Raw genomic sequence first — 3,540 nt, 5'->3', positions numbered from 1 at the left:
TGGTCGTGATTTGCGCACCAAAGGGGCGGGCTTTTTTGGGTGGGCGGTGTGGGCGTCAGTCGTGAATTATACGCAATATGCCGATTTGGTTTTCGTCGCTTAATCGTGGCCTATTGTAGGGGCTTAAGGTAAGCTGCGCGCAATTCTACCCGAGCAATCCGTTGTATTGTTACAGCGCGATGCTAAACCCTGCAGGGTTAGCGCAGCGAGTTCCAGCCTATCTGTTTTGCTCTTCCGGCCATTTGGCCCTTTCGTAAAGACTCCGCGATATTCATTGCAGGGGTTATTTATCGCTTTCTACGTGACGACATAATATGCAATTTGAAGACTTAGGCTTAGATCCGGCCATTTTACAGGCTGTTACTGAGCAGGGTTATACAACGCCATCGCCCATTCAGGCGCAGGCTATTCCACCTATTCTAGAAGGCCGCGATGTAATGGCGGCGGCACAAACCGGTACCGGTAAAACAGCCGGCTTTACGCTGCCTATTTTACATCGTTTGTCGCTTGGGCAAAAAGCCAGCGCCAACCAAGTACGTGCGCTTATCTTAACGCCAACACGTGAATTGGCCGCACAGGTTGCCGAGAACGTGCAATCCTATTCTGCCCATTTACCGTTGAGTTCGGCGGTTGTTTTTGGGGGTGTAAAGGTTAACCCGCAGATGATGCGATTACGCCGTGGAGCCGATGTTTTAGTCGCTACGCCAGGCCGCTTGCTGGACTTGTACCAACAAAATGCGGTGAAGTTTAGCCAGCTCGAAGTTCTCGTGTTTGATGAAGCCGATCGCATGTTGGATATGGGCTTTATCCATGATATCCGAAAAATATTGCGTTTTTTACCGGCACAGCGCCAAACCTTAATGTTCTCGGCTACCTTCTCTGATGAAATTCGCGAGCTTGCAAAAAGCTTGGTAAAGAATCCAGTACAGGTTTCGGTTACGCCTAAAAATTCTACGGCCACCTCGGTGACGCAATTAATTCACCCTGTGGATAAAGCGAAAAAAGCCGCGCTATTAACGCACCTGATCAAAGAGGGTGATTGGAAACAAGCGTTAGTATTTAGCCGCACAAAACACGGCGCGAATAAATTAACCAAACAATTGGATGCCGCCGGTATTACCGCCGCTGCCATTCATGGCAATAAAAGCCAGGGCGCTCGTACACGCGCGTTAGCCGAATTTAAGGATGGTAAGGTTCGGATTCTGGTTGCCACTGATATTGCCGCGCGCGGCTTGGATATCGATCAGTTGCCACAAGTGGTGAATTTTGATCTACCGAATGTACCTGAAGATTACGTCCACCGCATTGGTCGCACCGGCCGTGCTGGTGCATCCGGTAAAGCGGTATCGCTTGTGAGTGCGGATGAAATTACGCAGCTTGTGGATATTGAGCGCGTTATCGGCAAGATTATCGAGCGCGATTATATTGGCGGCTTCGAGCCCGTGCACGAAGTACCCCCTTCGCCCACGCCCAGAGCCCACAGGCCTAAAAGCCCGAAAAAACCAAAGCAGCACATGGATGGCCAGCGCGCCCCAGGCGGCAAACCCCCTTCGCGCAATCGCACCGGAAGCGGCGCTCGGCCTGGCGGGTCGCGTAGTGGCGGTGGCGGTAGAACCGGTGGTGGTAATCGCGGGAACACTAGCGGCGCCAATTAGATTGAATTGATTGTTCGTGTGAATTGAAAACCAGCTATTGAGCTGGTTTTTTTTCGTCGACGCATTATTGTCATCGCAAGCGGCAATGGAATAACAATGGTTACCTCGTTAGTTAGCGCGGTCCTGTCTTTAAGAAGGGTAATGCGGTTCGTGAAAGCTGCTCGTATTAAGAGTGAAATGCTAAACTGCCGCCCTATTAAACTTGGCGTACTCAGCAATGAAGTCCCCCCATACCCTCATGGTGCAAGGCACAACGTCTGATGCCGGCAAGAGCTTGCTTGTTGCTGCAATCGGGCGAATTTTATATCGGCACGGCGTGAGTGTGGCGCCTTTCAAATCTCAAAATATGGCACTTAATAGCGCGGTTACAGCCGATGGCGGTGAAATTGGGCGCGCGCAGGCGGTGCAGGCGCTAGCGTGTGGCTTGGCGCCCCACGTAGATATGAACCCCGTGTTATTAAAGCCCAATAGCAATACGGGAGCGCAGGTTATTGTGCTGGGCAAAGCGCAGGGTAATTTAGAGGCTTGGGGTTACCACCATAAAAAACCGAGTTTATTACCTATTGTTTTAGCGGCGCACCAGCGGTTAGCCGCGCAGTACCAAGTGGTCGTGGTTGAGGGCGCGGGTAGCCCCGCCGAAATTAATTTGCGCCAAGGCGATATCGCCAATATGGGTTTTGCCGAGGCGGCCGATTGCCCTGTGGTGATAGTGGCAGATATTGACCGTGGCGGCGTTTATGCGCATTTGTACGGGACCTATGAATGCTTGAGCTCAACAGAGCAATCCCGTATTCAGGGTTTTATTATTAATAAATTTCGCGGTGATGAAACCTTATTAAAACCGGCCAACGATTGGTTGCTGGAAAAAGCAGGCAAACCCATACTGGCGGTTATTCCTTATATTCAAGAGCTGTATATTGAAGCCGAAGACGCTATTGATACGCAGCAATTTAATGCCAGTGACAACGCCGTTAATGTTTCGGTCGTGGTTTACCCACGCATTTCTAACCATACCGATTTTGATGCGCTGCGCTTGCACCCCAATGTGAATTTAACCTACGTGCGAACGCCTGCCGATTTTGGCCCCTGTGATTTATTGATCTTGCCTGGCAGTAAAAATGTATTGGATGACTTGGCGTGGTTGCGCGATAAACGTTGGGAGCCCGTTATTCAGAAGCACTTACGTTATGGCGGCCGTGTGATGGGCATTTGCGGTGGTTATCAAATGCTGGGTAAAACATTAACCGATCCAGAGGGGGTCGAAGGCGCGGCCGGCTCGAGTGGTGAGGGGTTAGGTTTATTGGATATATCCACCGAGTTAAAGCCAGAAAAAACACTGCGCAATGTGGTTGGCGTGTGTGTGGGTAGCGATATTGGCGTTACGGGTTATGAGATTCATGCTGGTGAAAGCAGCGGTAGTGCGCTGGATAAGCCTTTGTTTATATTGGATGGCACAAAGCCAGAGGGCGCGCAAAGCGAAGATGGGGTTATTCGAGGCACTTATTTACACGGTGTTTTTGATAGTGAGGCGTTTTTGCAAAGTACGTTGCACTGGGCAGGTTTAAGCGATGCGGATAAATTTGATTATCAGGCGCATAAGCTTGCGCAGTTAGATCGTTTAGCGGATGAGGTTGAAGCAGTTTGGCCAGTGAGCCAACTACTAGCATTACTGTCGTTGGAAAACCCGATATAAGGGACGAGGAAACAATATTTCATCCACTAATGCTTGATCTCGACATCCTTACCTTCGTTGCTCAAAGCGTTACATGCCTCGATAACTGCTCCACGACATTATGCTCCTGCAATGTCTAATAAGGGGCTCCTGCCCCGATGCGTTATCCTAATGACCTATGTCCATATAGGCCCCGGCATGCGCCCCTTTAAG

2 protein-coding genes are annotated in these 3,540 nt (G+C 50.3%); both read left to right on the top strand.

The annotated features are described in order from the left end of the window. Positions 1 to 314: 314 nt before the first annotated feature. Positions 315 to 1,655 (top strand): DEAD/DEAH box helicase, encoded by a 1,341-nt coding sequence (locus tag AC3A8L_RS20635; RefSeq protein WP_487964160.1) that lies wholly within the window; start codon positions 315 to 317, stop codon positions 1,653 to 1,655. Positions 1,656 to 1,872: 217 nt separating this feature from the next. After that, entirely contained in the window at positions 1,873 to 3,348 is a 1,476-nt protein-coding gene (locus AC3A8L_RS20630; protein WP_487964159.1) for a cobyric acid synthase, read from the top strand. The last annotated feature ends 192 nt before the right edge of the window (positions 3,349 to 3,540 follow it).

The sequence above is a fragment of the Marinagarivorans sp. genome, assembly GCF_982758155.1.
The sequence above is the reverse complement of the archived record's forward strand: the minus strand, read 5'-3'. Positions and strand labels throughout refer to the sequence as shown.

Coding starts and splice junctions, on each gene's coding strand:
- AC3A8L_RS20630 (WP_487964159.1), top strand. CDS start 1,873: ATGAAGTCCCCCCATACCCTCATGGTGCAAGGCACAACGTCTGATGCC.
- AC3A8L_RS20635 (WP_487964160.1), top strand. CDS start 315: ATGCAATTTGAAGACTTAGGCTTAGATCCGGCCATTTTACAGGCTGTT.